Genomic DNA, 3414 nt, shown 5'->3' on the forward strand with positions numbered 1-3414 from the left:
GGGCGTCATAGCCGGCGATCCGCGCCACCTCTTCGACGAGGTCTGCCCGGCCCTCGACGTCCCGGCGCCAGGAGGGCGGCGCCACGGTCTCGCCTTCGAGGGTAAAGCCTAGGTCCAACAGGATGGTGTCGATGCGCGCGCGGTCCAGGGACAGCCCTGAGAGGGCCTGGACATAGGTCCGGTCGAAGGGGAAGGGCGCCGGCCGCGAGGGCGCCTGCCCCGCCAGGACCGCCTCCGAGGCCTCCCCGCCACAGATGTCCAGGATCAGCCGGGTGGCGAGTTCCAGGCCGGGAAGCAGGCCCTCCGGGTCCACGCCCCGGGCGAAACGATACTGGGCGTCCGAACTGATCCCCAGGGTCCGACCCGTCTGGGCGATCCGGATCGGATCAAACCAGGCGCTCTCGATGAAGACGTCGGTGGTGGTCTCCGAGCAGCCGGTGGAGGCGCCGCCCATCACGCCGCCCAGGCCGAGGGCACCCGAGGCGTCGCCGATGACGCAGATCTCGGGTCCGGCGGCATAGGTCTTGCCATCCAGGGCCGCGACCGTCTCGCCCTGCCGGCCCAACCGGGCCTCGATCCAGCCGCCGGACAGGCGTGCAGCATCATAGACGTGCAGGGGCCGGGCCCGGTCGAAGGTGATCAGGTTGGTGATGTCCACAAGGGCGCTGATGGGCCGTAGCCCGATCGACTTCAGCTTCTGCTGCAGCCAGTCGGGAGAGGGTCCGTTGCGCACGCCCCGGATCAGGCGCCCGGCAAAGGCGGGGCAGGCGCCGCTGTCATCCACCCGGATCTGAACCGGGCAGGGGAAGGCACCGGGGACGGGGGTGATGGAGGGCGTCCTGAGGGTCCCGAGGCCCGTGGCGGCCAGGTCCCGGGCGATACCGTCCACCCCCAGCCAGTCGGGCCGGTTGGGGGTGACCTCGAAGTCGATCACCGCTTCCAGCCCAAGGGCCTGGGCGGCGGGCATTCCCACCGCAAGTCCGCCGTCCAGCTCCAGTATGCCGTCCGACTCCTCGGCGGTCTGGAGTTCTGCGGCCGAGCACAGCATGCCGTTGGAGACGACGCCGCGCACGGGACGGGCCTCCAGCACCAGGCCATTGGACGGAATGCAGGCGCCAAGGGGGGCGAAGATGGTGGTCAGGCCGGCCCGGGCGTTGGGCGCGCCACAGACGATCTCCTTGCGGCCATCGCCGGTGTCGACCTGGCAGACCCGCAGCCGGTCGGCATTGGGGTGCTGGACCGCCTCGACGATGCGGGCAACGGAAAAGTCGGCGAGGCGCGCGCCGGGATCTTCCACGTGCTCAACCTCAAGGCCGGCCATGGTCATGGCCTCGACCACCTCGGCCACGGAGGCGGAGGTGTCGAGATGCTCGCCAAGCCAGGAGAGTGTGAACTTCATCTCAGTCCTCCTAGCTCAGGCCCGAAGCGGAATTGGGCGCAGCGAAGGCCGAGAACCCGTAGTGGGCCAGCCAGCGGACATCGGCGGCGAACATGTCGCGCAGGTCGGGCATGCCGTACTTCAGCACGCCCAGGCGGTCGACGCCGCAGCCGAAGGCAAAGCCCTGCCAGACCTCCGGGTCCAGCCCGCAGTTCCGCAGGACATTGGGGTGAACCATCCCGCAGCCGAGGATTTCCAGCCAGTCCTCGCCCTCGCCGATCCGGACCTCGCCCCCCGAACGGTCGCACTTCACGTCAATCTCCGCCGAGGGCTCGGTGAAGGGGAAGTGGTGGGGCCGGAAGCGGGTGGTGACCCGGTCGGTCTCGAAGAACCGGGCGATGAAGGTCTCCAGGGTCCATTTCAGGTGGCCCATGTGGATGCCCTTGTCGATCACCAGACCCTCGATCTGGTGGAACATGGGGGTGTGGGTCTGGTCGGAGTCCTGCCGGAAGGTGCGTCCCGGGATGATGATCCGGATGGGCGGCTCCTGGCCGCTGGCGATCCAGGACGGGAGCTTCTCGTTTGTCCGGTTCATCACCCGAACCTGGACGGGGGAGGTGTGGGTACGCAGGACCTTGCGCTCGCCGTTCGCGTCCGGGGGCAGGAAGAAGGTGTCGTGCATTTCCCGCGCCGGGTGCTTGGGCGGAAAGTTCAGGGCGGTGAAGTTGTTGAAGTCGGTCTCGATGTCGGGCCCCTCGGCGACCCCGAACCCCATGTCAGCGAAGATGGAGACCATCTCGTCCATCACCTGCAGGGTCGGGTGCACGCCGCCCCGGCGACGGGGCGGGGCGGGCAGGGACAGGTCCACCCGCTCGGCCGCCAGGCGCGCCTCCAGTTCCGTGGCCTCAAGCTCCAGCTTCCGGGCTTCGATGCGGGCGGCCAGCCGGTCGCGCATCTGGTTGATCTGCGGCCCCAGGGTCTTGCGATCCTCCAGGCTCAGGCCCCCCAGGGTCCGCGCCAGCAGGGTCACGTTCCCGGACTTGCCCAGCAGAGCGACCCGGGCCTCCTCAAGGGCGGCGAGGTCGGCGGAGTCCTCAATGCGGGCGGTGTTGGCGGCTTCCAGTTCGGCGATGTCGGTCATTCGCGTCGATCTCGCAGGGGTTCTGGCGGATGGGACTTCAGGAAATCCAGTGGCGGCAGCAAAAAGCCCCCCGGACGCGCCGGGGGGCTTCTGAATGCGACGAAGCCGAGGGGCTCCGGGCGTCAGGCCAGTGCGGCGCGAACCTGGTCGGCGATGGCCTTGAACCCGATCGGATCGCTGCCAGCGATATCCGCCAGCACCTTGCGGTCCATCTGGACCCCGGCCAGTTCAAGGCCGTGGATAAATCGGGCGTAGGTCATGCCCTCGAGCCGGGCCGCAGCGTTGATCCGCTGGATCCAGAGCGAGCGGAAGCTGCGCTTACGGACCTTGCGGTCGCGGTAGGCGTACTGTCCGGCCTTGTCCACCGCGGCCTTGGCGGCGCGGATGGTGTTCTTGCGGCGGCCGTAGAACCCTGCGGCCTTCTCGAGAACCTTTTTGTGTCGTGCGTGGGCGGTAACGCCCCTCTTCACGCGTGCCATGTGTCAGGTCCTCCGATCAAAGGCCGTAAGGCAGGAAGATGCGGATGATCTTGGCGTCTGCCTCGGTCATCACCTTCGTGCCTCGGTTCTGGCGGATGTACTTGGAGCTATGGCTCATCAGGCGGTGGCGCTTGCCCGCCACCCCGGCCTTGATCTTGCCGGTGGCGGTGAGCTTGAAGCGCTTCTTCGCCCCCGACTTTGTCTTCAGTTTCGGCATTTCACGTCGGAAACCTTCCGGCTCCGTCCTCTGTCGTATTGATGAACCGCCCTGGCATGCCTTTTGGCCAGGCGGCTCCGAAGGGGCGGGTGAGTACGCGAAAAGGGGCAAAGTGGCAAGTCCCCTGGTGGTTCAGGCCCGGTGTTGGCTGGCCAGCCAGTCCTTGAGCGCGGCGTCAATTCGGGTCTGCCAGCCCGGA

Annotated in this window: 4 protein-coding genes; all 4 read right to left on the bottom strand. The window is 68.0% G+C overall.

Annotation, left to right across the window (positions count from 1 at the left end; translation table 11 throughout):
• Positions 1–1399: phenylalanine--tRNA ligase subunit beta (gene pheT, locus WCJ52_RS12250; RefSeq protein ID WP_336903592.1), on the bottom strand; the 1399-nt coding region annotated here is incomplete at its 3' end.
• A gap of 10 nt (positions 1400–1409) precedes the next feature.
• Positions 1410–2519, bottom strand: coding sequence for a phenylalanine--tRNA ligase subunit alpha (pheS, locus tag WCJ52_RS12255; protein WP_336903593.1), 1110 nt, complete (start codon positions 2517–2519; stop codon positions 1410–1412).
• 122 nt (positions 2520–2641) lie between these two features.
• The gene (gene rplT / locus WCJ52_RS12260; protein WP_336903594.1) at positions 2642–2998 is read right to left on the bottom strand and encodes a 50S ribosomal protein L20; all 357 of its coding nucleotides are present in this window, start codon (positions 2996–2998) and stop codon (positions 2642–2644) included.
• Positions 2999–3014: 16 nt separating this feature from the next.
• Positions 3015–3215: a 50S ribosomal protein L35 gene (gene rpmI / locus WCJ52_RS12265; protein ID WP_336903595.1), complete on the bottom strand. Its 201-nt coding sequence runs from the start codon at positions 3213–3215 to the stop codon at positions 3015–3017.
• Positions 3216–3414 lie beyond the last annotated feature (199 nt).

The organism is Phenylobacterium sp., from assembly GCF_037138395.1.
Classification (GTDB): domain Bacteria; phylum Pseudomonadota; class Alphaproteobacteria; order Caulobacterales; family Caulobacteraceae; genus Phenylobacterium.

What these genes read in the sequence shown, in the direction of transcription:
- rplT (WP_336903594.1), bottom strand. Translation starts at nt 2,998, where the DNA reads ATGGCACGCGTGAAGAGGGGCGTTACCGCCCACGCACGACACAAAAAG.
- pheS (WP_336903593.1), bottom strand. Translation starts at nt 2,519, where the DNA reads ATGACCGACATCGCCGAACTGGAAGCCGCCAACACCGCCCGCATTGAG.
- rpmI (WP_336903595.1), bottom strand. Translation starts at nt 3,215, where the DNA reads ATGCCGAAACTGAAGACAAAGTCGGGGGCGAAGAAGCGCTTCAAGCTC.